This is a genomic window from Hufsiella arboris (assembly GCF_009834875.1).
Taxonomy (GTDB): domain Bacteria; phylum Bacteroidota; class Bacteroidia; order Sphingobacteriales; family Sphingobacteriaceae; genus Hufsiella_A; species Hufsiella_A arboris.
Genome location: NZ_WVHT01000004.1, coordinates 280,838 through 300,764, shown reverse-complemented (window position 1 = coordinate 300,764; position 19,927 = coordinate 280,838). Strand labels below are relative to the sequence as shown.

20 protein-coding genes are annotated in these 19,927 nt (G+C 40.8%); 15 read left to right on the top strand and 5 right to left on the bottom strand.

Translation table 11 applies throughout. The features are described from left to right. Positions 1-53: 53 nt before the first annotated feature. Positions 54-794, bottom strand: a complete 741-nt coding sequence (locus GS399_RS10640) for a TrmH family RNA methyltransferase (RefSeq protein WP_160844598.1) — start codon at positions 792-794, stop codon at positions 54-56. Here GS399_RS10640 and tamL point away from each other — a divergent pair. After that, positions 785-3,148, top strand: coding sequence for a translocation and assembly module lipoprotein TamL (tamL, locus tag GS399_RS10635; protein WP_237487926.1), 2,364 nt, complete (start codon positions 785-787; stop codon positions 3,146-3,148). The genes GS399_RS10640 and tamL overlap by 10 nt on opposite strands. Here tamL and GS399_RS10630 read toward each other — a convergent pair. From GS399_RS10630 to GS399_RS10620, 3 genes are all read right to left on the bottom strand, one after another. Continuing rightward, entirely contained in the window at positions 3,145-3,675 is a 531-nt protein-coding gene (locus GS399_RS10630) for a hypothetical protein (protein ID WP_160844597.1), read from the bottom strand. The two genes, tamL and GS399_RS10630, sit on opposite strands and share 4 nt — an antisense overlap. A 92-nt stretch (positions 3,676-3,767) precedes the next feature. Continuing rightward, a complete protein-coding gene (locus GS399_RS10625) occupies positions 3,768-4,499 on the bottom strand; it encodes a porin family protein (protein ID WP_160844596.1) in 732 nt (243 codons plus the stop codon). Positions 4,500-4,592: 93 nt separating this feature from the next. Further along, positions 4,593-5,258 (bottom strand): porin family protein, encoded by a 666-nt coding sequence (locus tag GS399_RS10620; RefSeq protein ID WP_160844595.1) that lies wholly within the window; start codon positions 5,256-5,258, stop codon positions 4,593-4,595. 260 nt (positions 5,259-5,518) lie between these two features. Here GS399_RS10620 and GS399_RS10615 point away from each other — a divergent pair, with 260 nt between their 5' ends. Further along, positions 5,519-6,574 carry a sensor histidine kinase gene (locus GS399_RS10615; RefSeq protein WP_160844594.1) on the top strand — a complete coding sequence of 352 codons (1,056 nt, stop codon included), beginning with the start codon at positions 5,519-5,521 and terminating at the stop codon, positions 6,572-6,574. 54 nt (positions 6,575-6,628) lie between these two features. Next, the gene (locus GS399_RS10610) at positions 6,629-7,426 is read left to right on the top strand and encodes a polysaccharide deacetylase family protein (protein WP_160844593.1); all 798 of its coding nucleotides are present in this window, start codon (positions 6,629-6,631) and stop codon (positions 7,424-7,426) included. A gap of 14 nt (positions 7,427-7,440) precedes the next feature. On the opposite strand, the gene GS399_RS10605 is transcribed toward GS399_RS10610, so the two are convergent. Beyond that, positions 7,441-8,976, bottom strand: coding sequence for a TolB family protein (locus tag GS399_RS10605; RefSeq protein ID WP_160844592.1), 1,536 nt, complete (start codon positions 8,974-8,976; stop codon positions 7,441-7,443). 150 nt (positions 8,977-9,126) lie between these two features. On the opposite strand from GS399_RS10605, the gene GS399_RS10600 reads away from it, so the two are divergent. From GS399_RS10600 to nuoH, 12 genes are all read left to right on the top strand, one after another. Then, entirely contained in the window at positions 9,127-9,576 is a 450-nt protein-coding gene (locus tag GS399_RS10600) for a GatB/YqeY domain-containing protein (RefSeq protein ID WP_160844591.1), read from the top strand. A gap of 109 nt (positions 9,577-9,685) precedes the next feature. Then, positions 9,686-10,450, top strand: coding sequence for an alpha/beta fold hydrolase (locus tag GS399_RS10595; RefSeq protein WP_160844590.1), 765 nt, complete (start codon positions 9,686-9,688; stop codon positions 10,448-10,450). Continuing rightward, entirely contained in the window at positions 10,451-11,113 is a 663-nt protein-coding gene (locus tag GS399_RS10590) for a CBS domain-containing protein (protein ID WP_160844589.1), read from the top strand. A gap of 71 nt (positions 11,114-11,184) precedes the next feature. Then, on the top strand, positions 11,185-12,063 hold the full coding sequence (locus tag GS399_RS10585) for an NAD kinase (RefSeq protein WP_160844588.1): 879 nt from the start codon (positions 11,185-11,187) through the stop codon (positions 12,061-12,063). 4 nt (positions 12,064-12,067) lie between these two features. Beyond that, positions 12,068-12,874, top strand: coding sequence for a type IX secretion system protein PorG (gene porG / locus GS399_RS10580; RefSeq protein ID WP_160844587.1), 807 nt, complete (start codon positions 12,068-12,070; stop codon positions 12,872-12,874). An 18-nt stretch (positions 12,875-12,892) separates the two neighbouring features. Then, complete coding sequence (gene uppS / locus GS399_RS10575; protein ID WP_160844586.1) at positions 12,893-13,633, top strand: undecaprenyl pyrophosphate synthase; 741 nt, start codon at positions 12,893-12,895, stop codon at positions 13,631-13,633. Between the two features lie 66 nt (positions 13,634-13,699). Continuing rightward, entirely contained in the window at positions 13,700-16,264 is a 2,565-nt protein-coding gene (gene bamA / locus GS399_RS10570) for an outer membrane protein assembly factor BamA (protein ID WP_160844585.1), read from the top strand. A gap of 10 nt (positions 16,265-16,274) precedes the next feature. Further along, positions 16,275-16,805: an OmpH/Skp family outer membrane protein gene (locus tag GS399_RS10565; RefSeq protein ID WP_160844584.1), complete on the top strand. Its 531-nt coding sequence runs from the start codon at positions 16,275-16,277 to the stop codon at positions 16,803-16,805. 35 nt (positions 16,806-16,840) lie between these two features. After that, entirely contained in the window at positions 16,841-17,401 is a 561-nt protein-coding gene (locus GS399_RS10560; RefSeq protein ID WP_160844583.1) for an OmpH/Skp family outer membrane protein, read from the top strand. 134 nt (positions 17,402-17,535) lie between these two features. Further along, positions 17,536-17,724 carry a hypothetical protein gene (locus GS399_RS10555; RefSeq protein WP_160844582.1) on the top strand — a complete coding sequence of 63 codons (189 nt, stop codon included), beginning with the start codon at positions 17,536-17,538 and terminating at the stop codon, positions 17,722-17,724. A gap of 396 nt (positions 17,725-18,120) precedes the next feature. Further along, the gene (locus GS399_RS10550) at positions 18,121-18,657 is read left to right on the top strand and encodes a cysteine hydrolase family protein (protein ID WP_160844581.1); all 537 of its coding nucleotides are present in this window, start codon (positions 18,121-18,123) and stop codon (positions 18,655-18,657) included. Between the two features lie 185 nt (positions 18,658-18,842). Continuing rightward, the gene (gene nuoH / locus GS399_RS10545) at positions 18,843-19,913 is read left to right on the top strand and encodes an NADH-quinone oxidoreductase subunit NuoH (protein WP_160844580.1); all 1,071 of its coding nucleotides are present in this window, start codon (positions 18,843-18,845) and stop codon (positions 19,911-19,913) included. The last annotated feature ends 14 nt before the right edge of the window (positions 19,914-19,927 follow it).

Sequence of the window (19,927 nt, the reverse complement as noted above, 5' to 3'; positions counted from 1 at the left end):
AAAAATAGTAAATATTATTTGCTGGTCAATATTTTTTAGAAAATGAATGAGCGTTATTCTCTGCGCCGTATTTCAGAACAGCAAATGGCAGCGGCAATGGCAACGTTCAATGATTCCGCCTCGCCAAAGCGGGGAATCGTTACCGGATGAGTGATATATTTTTGGATTTCAGGCCGTATGCCGTTGCCTTCATTTCCTAAAATAAGCAATCCTTTAGCCAGGAAATCTGTTTTGTAAATCGATCTTCCATTCAATAAAGTTCCATAAACAGGCGCCTGGTTTTTTGAGAGAAACGACTCCAGGTCTGTATATAAAATTTTGATCCTTGATAATGAGCCCATAGTCGCCTGTACAACTTTGGGATTATATACTTCGACGGTATCAAGAGAACAGATCAGTTGTTTAAAGCCAAACCATTCGGCGGTTCGGATAATTGTGCCCATATTTCCCGGATCCTGAATGCCGTCGAGTATCAGGCTAACAGAATCTTGCTCCGACAATTGCCTTTCACCATCATCGGGGATTTTAACCAGTGCCAGCGCATCCTTCGGAGACGTTAAGGTGCTTATTTTCTCGAGCTCGGATAAACTTACTTCCTCAGCCTTTATATTTCGTGATAAATTAAGCAAATTTGGCGATGTATGCGGAGTATGAAATATAAACTGAACCTCATAATCAGACCGGATAAATTCCGTTACGGATTTGATGCCTTCAACAATAAAGAGGCCATGTTCATTTCTGAATTTTTTTTGATGTAATGATTTAATAAAACTTATCCGGGACTTTGAAAGCATATTTAATACAAAAACATTCTGCCGCTGCAAGTATACTGTTTTTACTTGTGATACTTTCCGGATGTTCGACGACCAGGTACCTGGAAAAAGATCAATATCTTGTTAAAAAAGTGGACCTGGTTGGTATTGACAAGCAGTATCAGGAAACGGTTTATGGTTATGTCCAAAAAGATATTACGCCAAATTCCTGGTTTTCTTTATGGTTGTATAACCTGATGAATACAAAAAACGGCAAGTACCGTACCGATAAGATCCGCAAGATTGGCGAAGCGCCACATATTCTTGACAGCTCCCTTGTCGAAATATCTCGTACTCAAATTGAAAAATACCTGCAAACAAAAGGTTTTTTCAAAGCTAAAGTACGCGACAGTATTGCTACGAAAAACAAGAAGGCCTACCTGACCTTTACGGCAGAACGCGGCCCGATCTTCAGACTCCGCAATTTTGAATATGAGATCCCAGACTCGGCAGTAAAAAAGCTTTACGAAAATCATCATTCAGAATTTACCTACATTAAAAAAGGCAAACGTTATGATGCCGATTCGTTAGCCGCCGACCGTGAACGCATTTATTCATTATTGAAAGAAAACGGCTATTTCGATTATCTCAGGCAATATGTACGCTTCGCAGTCGACAGTAATTTAAATTCCAGCCAGGCAGACTTGAAAATGTTCCTGGATAATCCTTTAGATAAAGATCATCACCAGGTTTACACTATCGGTGATACCTATATGAGCATTCTTAACTCTGACGGAACAACCGCCAAGAGCCCCGATGTGACGCTGGCTGATTCACAATATCACTTTACGGATCACTCGCATCGTTTCAGCTCTAAATTGCTGTTTCCTTACATTCAGTTCGATAGAAAAGAGATTTTTAAACAAAGCACTGAAAACCGAACATACGACCGGCTATACGATCTTAATCTGTTTAAGAATATAAAGGTTAGCTATAAAAAGGATACCATAAAGTCGGAGCTGACTCCGGCTATTTCCGCTTTGCCTTTAAAAAGAATGGGCAATAGCATAACAGCCGAGTTTACTTTTAACTCCGGCAGAAGCGGCTTTAACATCGGAGATAATTATACTAACCGAAATATTTTCCGGGGTGGGGAACTGCTCGAAATTAAGTTAAAATACGGCGTGTTATTCGATCATAATTCGTCGGGGATTTTTGGCAGCATTTACAACAGAGACATCGAATTGGGTGCAAATCTTATATTTCCGCGCCTTCTTGTTCCCTTCAGAAAGAATACTGAGGATAATAAAAGTGCCATTCCTCATACAACAGTATCAGCCAGCACGCAAATATTTGATCAGAAGGCGGCATTTAGAAACCGCATTTATATAGCAGCCATAGCTTACGATTGGTCGGAATCCAAAAACCGGCTGCATAGCCTTACACCTCTCGCCGTAGAATATCGGAATGGCGTGGTCGATTCAACATTAGCGGATTCCCTGGTAAGAAATGGTTTGTCTGCTTTTGTTGTAACTAACAATGCCAAGTATTTTAACACGAACTCTCAATATACCTTCACATATAATACCGCCAGGCTTACAACGTATGACAACTTCTTTTATTTTAAAGGATATGGAGAACTAAGCGGCTTAGTACCAGCTTTGATTAATACACTTACTCATCAAAAAGACGCTGATGGTAACAGGTCAATTTTTGGAGTTGAATATCTACAATATGCTAAGGCTGATGTTGACTTACGATATTATAAACACTTGGGAGGCGAGCGCCAGTTAGTTTTAAGACTAAATCCTGCTGTCATTTATCCGTATTCTCATAATTCTGATCTTCCTTTCGAAAAGAACTTTTATGCAGGCGGCCAAACCGGTGTGAGAGCCTGGCAGGCAAGAACCCTGGGACCGGGGAACTATAACAGAGCCTCGTTGGAAAGTTCACTTTTCCGGCAGTCGCTGCAAGGACTTGACCAGTCTGGGCAGGTCAAAATTGAAGGGAATATTGAGTATCGGTTTAAGTTGATGAATAATCTTTTTGGAGCCAAGCTAAAAGGAGCTTTATTTAGTGATTATGGAAATATCTGGACCGTGCGGGACAATGGACTTGATACGGAGTATAATTTCCAGTTCAACTCTTTTTTAAAACAAATGGCACTTGGGGCTGGCGCCGGTATACGCTTCGATCTGCAGTATTTCGTGTTTAGATTTGACGCTGGCTTGAAAATTCACGATCCCCAGTTTATTGACCCTGTTTATGGCGAAAGTCCATGGGTTGTCAAAAAAATCTTCGATCAGAAAGATTTTAAAGAACGATATAAGACAAACAATGATCCTGACCGCTATAATTTTGTTCAGTACAATTTTGGTATCGGAATGCCTTTTTAATTAAAAATAGATTTAAGTCCGTCATAAACCGTTTCAAGGAATGTGGAAAAATGCAGGCCTTTACTCTGGTTAAATATTACCAAAACCACAATGAGAACTATTGCGATGGTAATAAACCGCCTGAACATAAACCCGATAAGTATGAGGATAACCGGAATTGCTATCAGGATAAACCAGCTGATTTTAATCGGATTAAGATCGCCCTCTTTTTTTATGACATAATACAGTTTCGCATGCGTTCCGTTGTCATTAACATGCTTTACGTATACAAATGTTGACTTAGTAACTTGTTGAGGAGCTACAGCGACGCCGTCATGAAACTTCAGTTCCTGCTCGAACCCATTGACTGAAAATATAAATGTGCCATTGACAGACTCAATTGGTTTATCTTCCTCGTCGGCTGCGATAATAGCTAGCTTGCTGTTTTTTAGCAAGTTCTCCTTAACTATAAAATTGTTTATGAATACGCTCTGGGCGAAGCAGTTTGAAAGAAGCAAACAAAAGAAGGCACTTAAAATGTATTTCATAGAAAAAAAATAGCACTCCCAAATTAAACAGATTTATGAGAATAAAAAAACCGGCCCAAAGGTTTGAGCCGGTTTAAATTTTCCAATCGTTGTTAGAATGAATATCCTACTGAAAACGACAGTACTCTGTTTTCAAGTTTGTCGTCGCCGTCTCTTTTATTGTCAGGAACAAGATTGGTCAGGCCCCAGCCGTAATTTCCGCTGAGTAAGAAACCGTTATTAAGTCTGTAAGTAAGACCGGCGTTAATACCAAAGTCAATAGTTTTTAAATCATCATCGTTTGAATCACCGAAATCTATATCTTTTGTATTTGTTACGAATTTTAATGCGGGGTAATCTACAGTAGGACCCGCCACAAAATTACCTTCCAATTTATTTCTTCCGGCTATGTTAAATCCTATATATGGACCTGCACTTAGCTGGAAATCTCCTGCACTGCCCGTTGGTATCCGCCAAACGGCGTTAACCGGTATTTCAATAGTAAAAACAGTTTGTTTAAATTTAAACGATTCAAAGCCGTAAAATAAATCCTCATTGGCTTTTAGTTTCGATCCTTTATTCTGAAGAGATATCCCAGGCTCGATAAAGAAATTTTTACTGATTCCAAAATCGCCGTACGCGGTAAAATTGAAACCAATGTTGTTAGCATAGTCAGCTGAAGGGCTATAATCGTAGCTATTTTTTCCGGAATATTTTGACAGATTTACTCCTGCTTTAACTCCAAATCTTGCTGTGGATTCGCCCGTTGTCTTAGTTTGCGAAATTGCACTGTTACTTACAATAATCAGGGATGTTGCAATTGTTAATTTAAGCAACTTTTTCATTTCGATTGATGGTGTTAGGTTAATTTTTTAATACGATAATACGAAAAAGCCGGCTCAAAAGTTTGAGCCGGCTTTTTAATTTAAATTACGCTGTTAAAATGAATACCCTACTGATAACGATATAACTCTGTTTTCAAGCTTGTCGTCACCAACTCGTTTATCATCAGGAACTAAATTGGTTAAACCCCAACCATACTGGCCGCCGATGAGAAAGCCATTGCTAAATCGGTACGCTAAGCCAGCGTTTACACCAAAATCAATTGTTTTAAGATCGTCATCGATGTTGCTTCCAAAATTAAGGTCACTTTCACCATCAGATGTAATCCCGCCGCCGGTATAAGTTCCTTTGTTTTTTCCGGCGATATTAAAGTCGATGTAAGGACCGGCGTTAATTTGAAATGCACCGGCTTCGCCTGTTGGTATCCGAAGTACAGCGTTCAACGGTACGCCAATAGCCATCGCAGTTTGTTTGAATTCGGCGCCTCCGCCTTCAAGCTTTCCACCTTTATTTTGCAGTGAGATTCCAGGCTGTATAAAGAAGTTGTTGCCTACACCGAAATCGCCAAAAACGGTCAGATTGAAGCCGGTATTATTTTTCCAGTCTACATCATAATTATTTTTGCCAGAATAAGTAGCAAGGTTCACGCCGGCTTTAACTCCTATACGTGCTTGCGATCCTGTCATTGTCGTCGAAGTAGTTTGTGAAAATGCAGTTCCGCTGATAATTGCGGCAGCCGCCAGTATAAATAATCTTTTCATAGTTCAAATTTTAATTGATAGCAAATTTGCAATAGCTAAGCCAAAACCGTTATTACGAAGGCCGTTGCAACCTTTTCGACTGATTTATAATGCTTTTAAAAGATTTTACCACGCACAAGGATGAAGCGCAGCCTGATTAAATTAGGCATCAATATTGTATTTAAAATGCTACAAAACCGATTTGTTTAACCCTATATAATGCTCGACTAAAATAAATCGTTATTTATGCATCGCACTTCACCGGACCTACTTTGAAAAACATGAAACTTTACAGCAGATTATCCAGGATTGGATTTTTAAAACAAAAGTATTCCACAAAATTCTTGTTCATCAGTTTTTTAGGCATCCACGTGCCGCTTATCGGGCTGATACTCTTCATTTCGTTTTCCAGCTTCAGGGAATTAAATCCCGGCGAAGTTTTATTCTGGACACTTGGATTGACTTTAGGTTCAACAATTCTAACACTATGGGTACAGCATTCGCTGATTATTCCGGTTATCGCATCGAGTAAGGCTTTGGATGATTATCTGAATAAAAAAGAGCTTCCCCGATTGCCCGTTCATTTTGAAGACGAAGTTGGAGTGTTAATGCGCGATCTTAATGAAGCGATATACACATTGGATGCACATATCGACGAGAAGAAGGATTTGGTAAATATGCTGTCACATGATCTTCGCGCGCCGATGAGCAATATATTAATGCTTACGGAGCTTATCAGGGATGACAAGCAAAAAAAGGAAATGGGGGAGTATTTGAAAATGATCGATCTTTCCGTACAAACGCAACTTGGCATTGTGGGAACGATCCTGCAGCTTATGCGTGCGGAACTGCAGCAGAATGAGTTTGTTGAAGGCGTCAATATCAGGTTGCTTATTGAGAAGGTTATCAGCCAGTTTAAAACTTCATTAAGCCTGAAAAATATCCGGTTAGAAATTGACGTGCCTGCTGACCTTGAGGCCACACTGAACCCGTATTCAATTGAACTTCTCATATATAATTTACTAAGTAACGCTGTTAAGTTCAGCAAGCCGGACGGGTTAATCACAATTAAGGCGGGCAAAAACGACGATGTTCTCGACATTGAGGTTGTTGATGAAGGCTCAGGCTTTGATCCGAAAGACGCAGAGGCTTTATTCGAACCTTTTTCCAGAAAATCAGCTAAAGGAACTTTAGGCGAGGGCTCGATTGGTATCGGACTTTATTTTTCCAGAAAGATTGTTCAATCACATTCGGGAACTATAACTGCAGGCAGTAATGGTCGGGGTTTAGGCTCAACCTTCACAGTTCACATTCCGGCAGAACAAAATAAAGATTAAATATCCGGAACCGGCTGTATTGTTTCAAAGCTGATTAAAACCTTAATTTGAGTTATGAAAAAAATAGTTTTCGCCGTTTTAAGTCTTGTTTTTTCAGGAACTGTCTTAGCTCAAAAATCCAGCGTCTGGAACAATAAACAATGCGCGGTGGTACTTACCTACGATGACGCGATCGATATTGATCTGGACAACGTTATTCCGGCACTCGATTCGCTTAAATTGCGTGGTACTTTTTATATCATCGGCTCGTCTCCTGTTGTCGATAAACGTTTAAATGAGTGGCGGCAAGCGGCAAAAAAAGGCCATGAACTAGGTAATCACGCGCTGTTTCACCCTTGCGACGCTTCATTACCGGGCAGAGGCTGGGTGCAGCCCGATTTTGATTTAAGTAAATATACCGTGTCGAGAGCCGTGGCTGAAATCAGGATGAACAATACGCTTCTTAAAGCGATCGATGGTAAAGACAAGCGGACATTTGCTTACCCTTGCGGTGATTTGAAAGTGGGCGGTGAGTTCTTTTATAACCAGTTAAAGAACGATTTTGTAGGAGCAAGAGGAGTGAACGCAAGTTTGTTGACCCCTGCAGAAACGAAATTAGACAACATCGATTCTTATTATATTGCCGATCAGCCTGCTGGATATATGATAGACTTAGTAAAGAAAGCTCAGCAAACACACACCTTACTGGTATTCCTGTTTCATGGCGTGGGAGGCGGGCACGCAATCAACGAAGATCTGAGTGCTCACAGCAAATTGCTTCATTATCTGAAAGCTAACGAAAAAGATATCTGGATAGCTCCGATGGTAGAAGTCGCCGAAAAGATTAAGGAATATCAGGCTAAATCGAACTGAAACATCTAAGCGTATTATTTTCCAACCGGATACACAGGAAACAACAAATTTGTATTGCTCACCAACGCTATAGCTTTACTGTCCGGCGACCACGACGGTGTGTTGATCGTTCCCTGACCTCCATATAAATAGGCGATCACTTTTGGTTTACCGCCAGCCGTTGGCATTACCCTGATATAGACATGTTTATAAAAAGGATGATCGCCCGGATCAACTTCTTCCTTTAAAAAGGAAATGAAAACGATCGATTTACCATCGGGTGAAATGTGAGGGAACCAGTTGTTAAATCCATCGTCAGTTATCTGCGTCTGGTCACTGCCATCTCGTTTCATACGCCAGATCTGCATCAGCCCGCTTCGAACCGAGTTAAAATAAATGTATCGCCCGTCAGGGCTATACTCGGGTCCGTCATCCAGTCCTGGCGCAGTAGTAAGCCGTTTTTCAGGTCCGCCTGTTGAAGGAATGCTGTAAACGTCAAATTCTTTATTGCGTTGCCCGGTAAATACCAGGGTTTTGCCATCCGGCGACCAGCCATGCATGTATGATGGTCCCGTTTCTGTAATGCGCTTTGGTTCGCCGCCTGTCCGGGGTACAACGTAACCAATTGATGTGCCATTCTCTCCATCGCCGCTGCTTATTGCCAGCATCTTCCCGTCAAAGGACAAAACATGGTCGTTGTTATTATGCTTGGCTGCTCCGGTATTAATAATATTGGGCTTACTGGTTTTTAAATCAAACTGGTAAAGTAATCCATCCGCATTATAAATAAGTGATTTCCCGTCTTTGTTCCAATTGGGCGCCTGAATCGAGCCTGGCGTTTGATAGATGACCTTGCTGTTTTGCGTTGCAATATCCAGAATTTCGAGATTGCTTCCGATGTATTGTTTATAAGCGACAAGTTCCACTGGAGCGGGAACTACTATACGAACATTATTAAACACTGCCTTTTCTATTATATTCGGATTATGTGAACAAACAAATAATCCAACATACACATCATCGCCGAGATCAACACCTTCTAACTTTTCACTGGTAAATGTTTCTCCTTTCAGCGCGACTGACATGGTATAGACATTTCCCTTGCGTTCAAGCTGTACTACGTCAGCAGCTTTAATGGTCGATTTAATCTCTTCCGTTGTTGCGCCATCTTTGCGCCTAAACTGCAATGAAGTTAAGCCGTCGCCATGTACAACCGCGTTTACATGTCTTGAGTTTGTATCAAGCGAACTGCGGATCATCCAGCCCCATTTGCGATGCAGTTCGGTCCCTTTTCCAATAAAGGCTGCGTTTGTCCGAAGAATAAAATCGCCTTTCATTTTCTTCCATACGAAATGAAATTCATCATGATCGAACCAGATATTGGTTCCCGAACCGGAAATTGTATAAGATTGCGCTTCGGAATTGTAGCTGGCGCTTCCGGCATGTTTCACGTTTCCGATGTCGGAATGGCCATTGAAGATCCCTAACGATTGGGTTTGAGCATATACAGGGCTTAATGACAAGCAAATAAGCAAGAGTAAGCCGCAGATTCTGACGATATAAATTTTCATGAAGCTATAATTGGTATACTAAGATAGCTTTTTTGACTCATCCTTATATTGGGGATATTTTTATAATAACTACTTCAGTTTGCTGGTTTATCCGTTATTTTATAAACTACCTAAGGATTTATAAATTTACCAAAAGTAAAAACAGAACATATGGCACTTCAACAACAAATAGATCAGGATATTAAAGCTGCAATGCTTGCTAAAGACGATGCGTCATTGCGCGGATTACGGGCGATTAAGGCGGCACTCCTTGTGGCCAAGACGGAAAAAGGAGCTTCAGATACGTTATCCGAAGACGCTGAGATAAAGGTTTTGCAAAAATTGGTAAAGCAGCGCAAAGAGTCGGCAGAAATATACCAAACACAAAATCGCGAAGACCTGTATAAAATTGAGGTAGAGGAAATGAATGTGATCGAAGGATACTTGCCGAAACAATTGAGCCGTGATGAAGTTAGTGGAGAAGTACAGCTGATTATCAGCGAAACTGGCGCCGCTGGATTAAAGGACATGGGAAAAGTGATCGGGCTGGCGAATAAAAAACTGGCAGGCAAAGCGGACGGTAAGACAATTTCAGAAATTGTAAAAGAGCTTTTATCCTGATATTTTATTCGGGTATTTGCAGTTGGTTCGATATAAAAACCTATTTTTATAGTCGTTTATAGAATTTTTTTTACACTTGCCGCAACTAATTTTTAAGAGTTAAGAACGTATGGAGTTTTCCGTTAAAGAAGAAGATGGTTTCAGATATATTGATGAAGGTGAAGGACAGGTGTTATTGCTATTACATGGATTGATGGGCGCGTTAAGCAATTGGGAAGATGTCATCATAAAATTCAGAACAAATTACAGGGTAATTATCCCAATGCTACCTATTTATGAGCTTCCGTTGCTTACGACCGGTATAAAAAGCCTGGCGAAGTTTGTACATAAATTCATCAAGTACAAAAAGCTGGAGCAGGTAACGGTACTGGGTAACTCCCTGGGCGGGCACGTAGCTTTAGTACTTGCTACTTCTCATCCTGAAGATATTAAGGCGATGGTTTTAGCGGGAAGCTCAGGTTTGTATGAAAATTCTTTCGGAGGATCTTTCCCGCGTCGTGAGAGCTATGATTTTATTAAAGAAAAAGTTGAATTTACGTTTTATAGCCCCGAAATTGCAACAAAGGAATTAGTTGACGAGGTTTTCCAGACTGTTAACGATCGTAACCGGGTTATCCGGATATTGGCAATGGCCAAATCGGCCATACGTCATAACATGTCAAAAGACCTTTATAAAATAACGGTTCCCGTTTGCCTGATTTGGGGTAAAAATGATAAAATTACACCACCGGAGGTAGCCGTTGAGTTTCATCAGCTTCTTCCGAATTCAGAACTTAACTGGATTGACCAATGCGGGCATGCGCCAATGATGGAACATCCTGCCGAGTTCAACGAATACCTGGAGAAATTTTTAAACAGAGTATTACTGAAATAAATGGAAGCACGTGAGTTAATAGCAGATGTAATTCCCCCGTTAAAAACTTCTGACAGCGTTCAGAAGGCTTTTGACCGAATGGGAGAATTCCGCGTTAACCACCTTCCCGTTGTAAATGACAATCAGTTTCTGGGCTTATTGGCGGATGATGACCTGATTGAAGTAAGTGATTATCAAGCCGCCATTGGCAGTTTGAGTCTTTCACTTCATAATCCTTTTGTACGGGATAACCAGCATATTTATGATGTTGTTAATTTGTTTTATGAATTGAAAATCAGCGTAGTGCCGGTGCTCGATGCCACTAACAACTACCTGGGTTTGATTTCGTTGAACACGATGAACGAGTATTTTGCGACAATTGCTTCCGTTAAAGATCCGGGTGGAATTATTGTACTCGAAATTAATAATCGTAATAATTCGCTGGCTCATGTCTCGCAAATTATCGAGTCGGATAACGCTCAAATTTTAAGTTCTTATATTCAATCGTTCCCAGATTCGACTCGCCTGGAATTAACGTTAAAAATAAACCGTTCGGATATCTCAACAATTGTCGCTTCTTTGTTGCGATATGACTATGTGGTTGTTCACACCTATAATAATCACAATGATAGCAACGACTCGACGGATCGTTATGACCAGCTAATGAATTATCTTAACATGTGATTGATCAGCTCCTAAATAAATCGGATGATTCTACCACATATCGACTTGGTTCTATCTAAAAGCAAAATTACATGAGGATTGCAATCTATGGACGCGAAATCAGCGAAGGCGCGCTTGTGTATGTACAGCATGTTTTTGACATTCTTAATGAGCTGGATACAGATCTTATAGTTTACAGCCACTTTGCCAAGTTTTGCGATAAAAAAATAAAGTGCAACAGGAAGTTTGCAGAGTTTTCATCCTGTGAAGATTTGAAAGATGCAGATGTTCTATTGAGCCTCGGAGGCGATGGAACGATGCTTGACACTGTTACCTTAATACGTGATACCCAGATTCCGGTGATGGGAATCAATCTCGGGCGACTGGGTTTTCTTGCCAGTGTTAAAAAGGAAGATATTAAAAGTGCGCTCATTAAACTTGTAAACAAGGAGTTCTCCCTCGATAGCCGCGTTTTGTTAAAACTTTCCTCCGAGAACAATATGTTTGGCGACGATAACTTCGCTCTGAATGATATAACCATTCACAGGCGGGATAATTCGGCGATGATGATTATCCATGCCTACCTGAACGGCGAATTTTTAAATTCTTATTGGGCCGATGGCTTAATCATAGCAACGCCTACCGGATCAACAGCTTACTCACTTAGCTGCGGCGGACCGATCGTTTTTCCGCAATCCGGCAATTTTATTGTAACGCCAATATCTCCGCATAATCTAAACGTTAGGCCGGTTATTCTTTCGGATACAAATGTGCTGTCATTTGAAATTGAAGGACGATCTTCGAAGTACCTGGTTTCCTGTGATTCGCGCACCGAAATTATAAGTAATGCTGTTAAGTTAAGCGTTAACCGTGCCGAATTTAAGATTAACCTGGTGAGGCTCAATAATGAAAGCTACTTATCGACGTTAAGGAACAAGTTGCTTTGGGGCATTGATACCCGTAACTATTAGCTTCATGCGGAAAATCCTGTGCTTGTTTTTATTAATCACCACCATACAATTTTCCAGGGCACAGACCTGGGAACTAGGTGCTTTTGCTGGCTCATCAGGATATATTGGAGATTTAAACCAGTTGAAGCTTTTTAAATTTACAGATCTCGGCTACGGCGGCCTGGTAAAACGCAATTTTGATGGCTACTGGTCGCTGAAGCTGAATATTTATCATGGCGAAATACGCGGCGAAGATGCGAAATCTGACAATGAGCAGGAGAGGAACAGGAACCTCAATTTTTATTCACCAGTAACGGAAGGAAGTTTGCAGGTGGAATTTAACTTTTTCAACTACATGACAACTGAATTTAACTCCAAGCGTTTCAGTCCATTCCTTTTTGTGGGATTTGGAGGTGTGTTATTCGACCCTCGGGCTGAGTACAACGGAATTAAATATATGCTGCATGACTATGGAACAGAAGGACAGGATCTAAATAATACTTATCGCCAATACACCTATTCAATTCCTTACGGAGCCGGTGTTAAATATAACTTTTCAGGAAACTGGAGTCTTATTGGTGAGCTTGGATACCGAACTACAGGAACTGATTTTCTGGATGACGTGAGTGGTTATTACCCAACTCCTCAGCAGCTAAATGTTCCAAATGATGCTGCATTTACCGCTCAAAGGCAGTTTCTGTCCGATCCATCAGTCAATAAAATAGGTGTGCCCGGAACGCAACGGGGAGATTTACGAAAAAGAGACACCTACATGTTTGCAGGTATTAGCTTAACTTATACCTTTGTGAGCCAAAAATGTGCGACATTTTAGGGCTATAAATTTGTATTGATGAGTTTACGTGAGCAATTGGATATGAGCCGTTTACCACAGCATGTTGCTATAATCATGGATGGTAACGGCCGGTGGGCGAAGGAAAAAGGCAAATTACGGGTATTTGGGCACCACAGCGGTGTTATATCAGTTCGTGATACTGTTGAAGGTATCGTTGAGCTGGGTATACCTTATATAACCCTTTATGCTTTTTCTACCGAAAACTGGAACCGTCCGAAGCTGGAAGTTTTGGCACTCATGGAGTTATTGGTGCATACTATCAGCAATGAGACAAAATCATTGCATCAGAACGGTGTACGCCTCAACGCAATCGGGAACCTTGATTCATTACCTCCTAAATGCCTTCATGAACTGAATGAAGCCATGGCAAAAACAGCGAATAATACGCGCGCTGTATTAACTTTGGCCTTAAGTTATAGCTCCAGGTGGGAGATAACCAATGCCCTGAAAGAAATTGCAACAAAAGTTCAGAAAAAGGAGATTTCACCGGATGATATAAATGAAACGCTGATTTCAAATAGTCTTACCACCGCAGGAATGCCTGATCCTGAATTATTGATTCGCACCAGCGGCGAGTACCGTATCAGTAACTTCCTGTTATGGCAATTGGCTTATGCCGAATTGTATTTTACTAATAAATTCTGGCCCGATTTCCGGAAGGAAGACCTCTTCCATGCTATACTAGATTACCAGAATCGAGAACGCCGTTTTGGCTTAACCAGTGAGCAGATTAACTAATTTTTATACTTTTTAACAAATTTTAACAACTGTATCCGCTATTTTAGCAGCCATTATAAAACGTCAATGAACAAAATTTTCCTCCCGATAGTTTTCATATTTTTCTCTACCACAGCTCTTGTTGCGCAGATACGTCCGGGAACTCCTTCAGGTTTAAAGCAGTCAAGCGATGAACTGAGCTACCTAAATCCAAAAGAATACATTATCGGAGGAACTACTGTAAAAGGAACTCAATTTCTTGATAAGGATATTTTAATACAGATCTCAAAACTTAGTAAAGGCGATCAGATAACCGTTCCGGGCGAAGCGACAACAAACGCCATTAAGAATTTGTGGGAGCAGGGTTTATTCGATGATGTGCAATTAAACATTGACCACATTAAGGAAGACTCAATATTTTTTGAGCTCGTTGTAGTTGAGCGGCCGCGGTTAACCAAATTAAACATCAAAGGCCTTAAAAAGGGCGAGACTGAAGAGATCCGTACCAAGTTAAATGATAAAACAGGTAAGATCGTTAACGAGAACCTGATGAATACGGCGCGCAGTATCATTGAGAAGCATTTCAATGATAAAGGGTACCTGTACACAGAAGTAAAGTTTGATCAGGAAAAGGATCCAAACGAAGCGAATAATGTTATTTTAAATATCACTGTTGATAAAAACTCCAAAGTAAAGGCGCATAGCATAACCTTTGAAGGTAATAAAGAGTTTTCGTCAGCCAAGTTGCGCAAATATCTAAAGAAAACGCACCAGCAGGCATGGTACAAGGTTTTTGGCTCTGGCAAATTTCAGCGAAGCAAATATGAAGAAGATAAGGAGAAGATGATCGCTAAAATGCAGGACAAAGGCTACAGGGATGCTGAGATTCTGAGCGACACCGTTACACGTCACAGTGATAAAAGTGTAGACATTCATATGAAATTGTATGAAGGTCCGAAGTACTACTTCGGCGACATCGTATGGGCTGGAAATGCAAAATATTCGTCAGATGTACTTTCAAAAATCTTAGGTATCGACAAAGGAGAGGTGTTCAGCGAAGAACGGCTGGAAAAGAAATTACGCAATAGCCCGAACAGCGATGACGTGTCATCATTGTATTTAAATGATGGATACCTGACATTCAATGTTGATCCGGTACAAACGAAAGTTCAGGGCGACACAATTAGCCTGGAAATGCGAATGTATGAGGGTCCGCAGTATACAGTTAATAAAGTAAGCGTTAAAGGTAATGATATCACTAACGACCGCGTTGTAATGCGCGAAGTCCGTACCAAGCCTGGACAGAAGTTCTCGAAAGAGGCGGTAGTTCGTACAACCCGTGAAATTGCACAATTGGGCAACTTTGATGAAGCAAAAACCGACGTAAAACCAATACCTAATCCTGCTGATGGCACTGTCGACATTCAGTATTCAGTAACAGAAAAACCTTCCGATCAGGTTGAACTTTCCGGTGGTTTTGGCGGTGGACGTATCATCGGTACTCTGGGGTTAACCTTCAATAACTTTTCGGCACGTAACCTGTTCAATTTAAAAGAATGGAAACCGCTGCCAAAAGGCGATGGACAGAAATTAAGTCTTCGTGGACAAACTAACGGCAAGCAATACCAATCATATAGCTTTTCGTTTTCAGAGCCATGGCTGGGTGGAAAGAAACCGCTGTATTTTGGTGTAAGTGCATTTACGTCACTGTCGACTTATTCAAGTACTTATGATGCAAGCTACCAGGCGGTATTTACAGAAAATGATCCGCGGATTCGTTTGAACGGTGTTACATTCAGTTTAGGACAGCGCTTAAAATGGCCGGATGATTATTTTCAGCTGAATCACTCAATTAATCTGCAACAATACAAACTGCACAATTATTACGGCGGCTTCCTGTTTTCAAATGGGACGGCTTATAATCTAAACTTAACTGAGCAATTAAGCCGTAACTCGGTGGATGCTCCGATTTATCCGACATCCGGATCGAATATTCGTTTGACTGTGCAGTTAACCCCACCATATTCGTTATGGAATAATACCAACTACACAACTGCGCCAGATGAGATAAAATATAAATGGACCGAATATAATAAGTGGAAATTCGAAGCTCAGTGGTTTATTCGTATTTATGGAAAACTGGTATTAAAATCTCAGGCACAATTCGGTTTCCTTGGAATGTATAATTCAGCCGTTGGGCAGTCGGCGTTTGAGCGGTTTAAACTCGGCGGTGATGGTATGCAGGGATTTGATTATCTGCAGGGATCGGAAGTTATCGGGATGCGTGGATATGCCAATAACGCAATTGTTCCTGAGGGAACTTCTGAGCAAAACATGTCGATCGCCCGAAATTCAGGAAGCCCGATATTTAACAAGTACCAGCTTGAACTTCGTTATCCTGTAATGACGGGCCAGCAGGCAACGGTATTCTTACTTGGATTTGCCGAAGGCGGAAATACCTGGAACAGTTTCAAAGATTTTAATCCGTTTAATGTTCGCCGTTCGGCAGGTGTTGGAGCACGTGTATTTTTACCTATATTCGGCTTGCTGGGTATCGATTACGGTTATGCGTTTGACCGTATTCCTGGTGTGCCTGACGGCGGCCGTCAAGGTTTTACATTTAGCATAGCCCAGCAAATGGGAGGTTTTTAACATTATGACAATGAAGAAATTATTATTAACAGCAATTTTTATATCTTTCGCCGGCGTTGCAGCTTTTGCTCAGCGCTTTGCATATGTTGATACGGAATATATCTTGAAGCACATTCCTGAGTATAATTCAGCTCAGAAACAATTAGACGCTTTATCACAGCAATGGCAAAAAGAGGTTGACGGCCGTTTTGCAGAACTTGATAAAATGTATAAGGCTTATCAGGCCGACCAGGTATTGTTAACCGATGATATGCGCAAGAGACGGGAAAACGAAATAATTGAGAAGGAAAAGGCAGCAAAAGATTATCAAAAGCAACGTTTTGGATTTGAAGGCGACCTTTTCAAAGAACGGACAAAACTAATTAAACCAATACAAGATCGTGTAGCAAAAGCAGTTCAGGCTGTAGCAGAGAACCAGGGGCTCGATATGGTTTTTGACAAGAATAGCCAAGTTACACTATTATATGCCAGTACTCGTTTAGATAAAAGCAACGATGTAGTAACACGTCTCGGCTATAAACCGGGAACATTTGCACAATAAAAATTAAACTCAACAAAACAGAATAAAAGTAAAGAATGAAAAATTTAGTTAAAGTAGCAGTAGTAGCGGCGGGGATGTTTTTAGCGGGGGCGAAAGCCGAAGCACAACAAAAACTGGGGCACATCAATTCAGCGGATCTTTTGCAGTCAATGCCTGAGATGAAAGCTGCCGATGCAACGTTCCAGACTTTCCAGAAACAAAAACAATCTGTATTGGAGCAGATGGATGCAGAGCGTCAGAAAAAGATTACAACTTATCAGGAAAAATACAAAACTATCAGCGAAGCAAATAAAGAAACTGTAGGTAAAGAGCTTACAACTTTGCAAACTGAGATCCAGGACCTGGAAAAAAGATTAGGTGATGCTCAGCAAAAAGCTCAGGAAGAATTAAAAACTAAGCAAGCTGAATTGTACCAGCCGGTATTTAAAAAAGCTGAAGATGCTGTAAAAGCAGTTTCAAAAGAAAAAGGTTATGCTTATGTTTTCGATGTTTCACAGCCAGGAGTAGTTTACTTTGACGGAGGTGATGATATCATCAATTCAGTAAAAGCCAAGCTAGGTATTTCAACTACCGCTTCAACAGCGCCTAAGAAGTAAGAAAACTTAAAATGAGTTTACAAAAGCGATGAGTGATCATCGCTTTTTTTGTTTTAAAAAATCAGGAGCTATTTTAAGCAAGAATCAGGTTGTGTAATTTTTACAGTGCTGTTAATTTTATCATAGATAATGTCATGAAAGATCAAAGCATTAATTACTACCGGATAGAAAAAGCTATTACTTTTATTGAGCAAAATTTCAAAAGACAGCCTGATCTGGATCAGATTGCCAAGAGTGGAGACGTAGGACAATTCCAAAAAGGAAGGATAAGAAAGAAAACCCTGATCGCCTGGGAGATGGCCCGCATTAATCAAGCCGGCTAGATTTTCTAACTGAACTAGGTTACATATCTCTGTTTATACCTTAAATATTTACAGTCCGATAATTCGACAGATCATTATACAAAAAGTAAATGTTAAAAAAAACATTTAGCGGTCATTCTTATCATCGTTTTTATTATAAGAATAATATAAACGATTATCCCAAATGGCATGAATACCTCAGGAAATACCAGCCGCCTGTTTTAATAAGCTGAGGAAAAGAGGATACTTTTTTTACTGTACCTGGCGCTTTAGCCTATTTGAAAGATGCGTCAAAAGCGGAAATTCATTTTGCTAAACGGAGGACATTGGGCCGCGACAGAAATTAATAACAATGAGATGCAGCACTAATCGAAGTTTTTTTAAAAGAAATAACCATATCAGCTATTAAATAAGATCATGCAAGCGTTAATTATAATCGATGCCCAGAATGAATTTTCCGGTAATGGTAAAAGGCCGGTCCCGGATATTGAAAGAGCTTTAAAGCAAATACGGCGACGACTTGAACAATCACGTCGCAACGGTTCGCCGATCGCCTGGGTAAGGCATTTTAACAAACCCGACGAATCACCTGCTTTTGTACCCGATACCTGGGGTTCTGAATTTTTACCAGGGCTTGGTCCATTACCCGGATCTGCTAATGAAACAGAATTCCATAAGGACGTTTATGGTGCGTTTACCGGATCAGAAATCGGTAAATGGCTCAAGGACGTCAAAGCTGATGAAATATTACTTACAGGTTTTTACACTCACGGCTGTGTATCTACCACTGCGCGTGAAGGGATTATGGCAGGGCTAACTGTATTTATCGACCCTGAAGCGACAGCTACCTGCGACATAAACGATGACGTTCTGGGCTGGCAATCCGCGGACGAGGTAAAAAGATCGGCGCTACTGCAACTCATAAATATGGGGGTAAGTTTAAGTAAATTTTAATAAACCGATTTAAGCGTATACATCGTCGTTATAATTTTGAAAATTCGGTTGATAACCTGAGCCCGTGGTTATTGATGGTTCAAAGTCACCCGATGATCATTAAACGGTTATAAACTATCATTTTTGTAGAGTTTTTTTTCAGGGGCTTTACGTATGTTTGCAGCGCAATCCGGAATGATTATAAATTGAATTTCTATCTCACATATATTATTGTCGCAACCCTTTTATTCGCTTTTACGGCCGTTTTTGCGTTAGTTGCCTTATATGCTGAGCGAAAAATCTCCGCATTTATACAGGACAGGCTAGGGCCGATGGAGGTTGGTAAGTATGGGCTGTTACAGCCTTTCGCAGATATCTTAAAATTACTGCAGAAGGAATTTATTATTCCAACAGTTGCAGACAGGATTTTATTTACAGCTGCACCGGTAATCATTTACCTTTCGGTTTATATGGGATTTGCGGCCTTGCCCTGGGCTCCTGGTGTAACGCCGGCATCGATGAATATCGGCGTATTTTACATTTTCGCTGTACTGTCAGTTGAGACATTAGGCATTTTGATGGCAGGCTGGGGTTCAAACAATAAATACGCCTTGTTGGGTTCAATGCGCTCGGTAGCACAAATTATTTCGTACGAGATTCCCGCGGGTTTTGCAATTATTGCAGCACTCATGATTTCACAATCGCTCGATCTGCAGGAAGTTTCTGCTTCCCAGGGTGTTCTGTCTAAAAATGATATCTGGTTTTTGGGCTCGGTTAACGTAAAAAGTGTGGGAGGAATATTGGCCTGGAACATCTTACAAGCGCCGCATCTTTTGGTAGCATATGTCATCTATTTTATCGCGTCGCTTGCAGAATGCAATCGGGCACCGTTTGACATTCCCGAAGCTGAATCTGAACTGGTAGCTGGTTTCCATACGGAATATTCGGGTATGCGCTTTGCGTTTATGTTCCTGGCCGAGTACTCGATGATGTTTATGGTTGGGATGATCGGCGTTGTTTTATTTTTGGGTGGCTGGAATACCCTTCTACCGAATATTGGTACGTTTAAACTGGCCAACTGGACAACAGGCGTAGCATGGGGAGCTTTTTGGATTATTAGTAAAACATTACTGGTTGTAGCGGCACAAATATGGATACGCTGGACTTTACCACGTTTTAGAGTCGATCAGCTAATGAATTTTAGCTGGAAGGTTTTGACGCCGATTGCTTTTGCCTGTGTTGTAATTTCGGGTATTTGGAAGGTTTTGCTAGGCTAAGTCAGTTTTATATT

Bases quoted from the DNA above. Each gene is read 5' to 3' on its own strand.
- GS399_RS10640 (WP_160844598.1), bottom strand. From the start codon at position 794: ATGCTTTCAAAGTCCCGGATAAGTTTTATTAAATCATTACATCAAAAA.
- GS399_RS10630 (WP_160844597.1), bottom strand. From the start codon at position 3,675: ATGAAATACATTTTAAGTGCCTTCTTTTGTTTGCTTCTTTCAAACTGC.
- GS399_RS10625 (WP_160844596.1), bottom strand. From the start codon at position 4,499: ATGAAAAAGTTGCTTAAATTAACAATTGCAACATCCCTGATTATTGTA.
- GS399_RS10620 (WP_160844595.1), bottom strand. From the start codon at position 5,258: ATGAAAAGATTATTTATACTGGCGGCTGCCGCAATTATCAGCGGAACT.
- GS399_RS10615 (WP_160844594.1), top strand. From the start codon at position 5,519: ATGAAACTTTACAGCAGATTATCCAGGATTGGATTTTTAAAACAAAAG.
- GS399_RS10610 (WP_160844593.1), top strand. From the start codon at position 6,629: ATGAAAAAAATAGTTTTCGCCGTTTTAAGTCTTGTTTTTTCAGGAACT.
- GS399_RS10605 (WP_160844592.1), bottom strand. From the start codon at position 8,976: ATGAAAATTTATATCGTCAGAATCTGCGGCTTACTCTTGCTTATTTGC.
- GS399_RS10600 (WP_160844591.1), top strand. From the start codon at position 9,127: ATGGCACTTCAACAACAAATAGATCAGGATATTAAAGCTGCAATGCTT.
- GS399_RS10595 (WP_160844590.1), top strand. From the start codon at position 9,686: ATGGAGTTTTCCGTTAAAGAAGAAGATGGTTTCAGATATATTGATGAA.
- GS399_RS10590 (WP_160844589.1), top strand. From the start codon at position 10,451: ATGGAAGCACGTGAGTTAATAGCAGATGTAATTCCCCCGTTAAAAACT.
- GS399_RS10585 (WP_160844588.1), top strand. From the start codon at position 11,185: ATGAGGATTGCAATCTATGGACGCGAAATCAGCGAAGGCGCGCTTGTG.
- porG (WP_160844587.1), top strand. From the start codon at position 12,068: ATGCGGAAAATCCTGTGCTTGTTTTTATTAATCACCACCATACAATTT.
- uppS (WP_160844586.1), top strand. From the start codon at position 12,893: ATGAGTTTACGTGAGCAATTGGATATGAGCCGTTTACCACAGCATGTT.
- bamA (WP_160844585.1), top strand. From the start codon at position 13,700: ATGAACAAAATTTTCCTCCCGATAGTTTTCATATTTTTCTCTACCACA.
- GS399_RS10565 (WP_160844584.1), top strand. From the start codon at position 16,275: ATGAAGAAATTATTATTAACAGCAATTTTTATATCTTTCGCCGGCGTT.
- GS399_RS10560 (WP_160844583.1), top strand. From the start codon at position 16,841: ATGAAAAATTTAGTTAAAGTAGCAGTAGTAGCGGCGGGGATGTTTTTA.
- GS399_RS10555 (WP_160844582.1), top strand. From the start codon at position 17,536: ATGAAAGATCAAAGCATTAATTACTACCGGATAGAAAAAGCTATTACT.
- GS399_RS10550 (WP_160844581.1), top strand. From the start codon at position 18,121: ATGCAAGCGTTAATTATAATCGATGCCCAGAATGAATTTTCCGGTAAT.